The 1168-nt window shown below is 73.7% G+C and carries 1 protein-coding gene; it reads right to left on the bottom strand.

The genetic code is table 11. The features are described from left to right. A partial coding sequence (locus CcI156_RS23730; protein WP_083718801.1) for an IS66 family transposase occupies positions 1 to 1168 on the bottom strand: 1168 nt, incomplete at both ends.

Below are 1168 nucleotides of genomic sequence, written 5' to 3'. Positions count from 1 at the left end.
GTGCTCTGGCGCCGGCGCGACCGCAGGCGTCGAGGTAGTCGGCCAGGTAGGTCAGTGGGTTGAGGCCGTGCAGGTCGGCGGTCGCGGTGACGGTGAAGATCGTGGCGGCGCGGCGGGCGGCGTCGTCGGTGCGGGAGCCGCCGGTGTTCCGCCGTGTGATCACCGGTTTGCGGATGATCCTCTCGGCCGGGTTGTTGTCCAGACCGATCATGGGATGGTTGCGGTGGGCGACCAGCCCGGTCCACTCCCGGTCCATCGTGGCCAGCGCCCTGCGCGCGGGTTCGGGCAGGCCGGGGGACGCCATGTGCTCGCGGCGGGCGGTGTCGATCGCGTCGATCGCGCGGTCCCAACCGGTGTAGGCGGTCGCGAGACGCCGCTCGGCCGGCGGGCTCGGGGCCGTGATCGCCGCCTGCCAGGCGGCGGCGAGTTCGGCGTGCGCCGCGTAGAGCGCGGCGATCCGCTCGCGCCACTGCCGGGCCCAGATCCCCAGCTGCGCGGGGTTCGCGTCGCCCGCGCGCAGGAAGTACCGCCGGACGTGGACCCAGCAGAACAGGTTGACGATCCCGTCCGCCTTCGCCCCCGCGGACGCGTAGACGGCGTAGAAGTCCGAGGAGATCACCAGCCGGCGCGGGCCGCCGGCGCCGTCGTCGCCCGTCAGCTGCCCGGTCTCGGCATCGATCCCGACATGGTCGGCGAGCACCGCGGCCGAGCGGGTCGGGTCCATCACGAAACACACCGAGTCCGRCCCCAGGAACACCCACAGCCACCAGCGCGCCGAGCCGTCCCCGCCGGTCGKGGTGAACACCCGCCAGGTCGTCTCGTCGGCGTGCAGGTGCCACGMCCCCCGCGACCGCCCGACGATCTTCTCCGCGAGCGGGGCGAGTAGGTCGCCGACCTGGGCGCACGCCCCGGTCAGCGTCGCCGGCGAGATCTCCGCCCCCTGCCGGGACAGGCCGGTGACCAGTGAGTTCTGGGAACGGCCCGCGACATAGCGCTCCACGATCAGCATCGCGAGGAACCGGTGCGTGAACAGACCCTTCCCGATCGCCTTCGACGGGCCCGGCGCGGTCACCGTCACCGGCCCCCCGCACCGGCAGCCTCGCCGGTAGCGGCGACGCCGCGTGACCCGCAGCCGCACCGACACCACCCAGTCGAGCTGCTCGACGAC

The organism is Frankia sp. CcI156 (assembly GCF_001983015.1).
GTDB classification, from domain to species: Bacteria; Actinomycetota; Actinomycetes; order Frankiales; family Frankiaceae; genus Frankia; species Frankia casuarinae.
The sequence above is the reverse complement of the archived record's forward strand: the minus strand, read 5'-3'. Positions and strand labels throughout refer to the sequence as shown.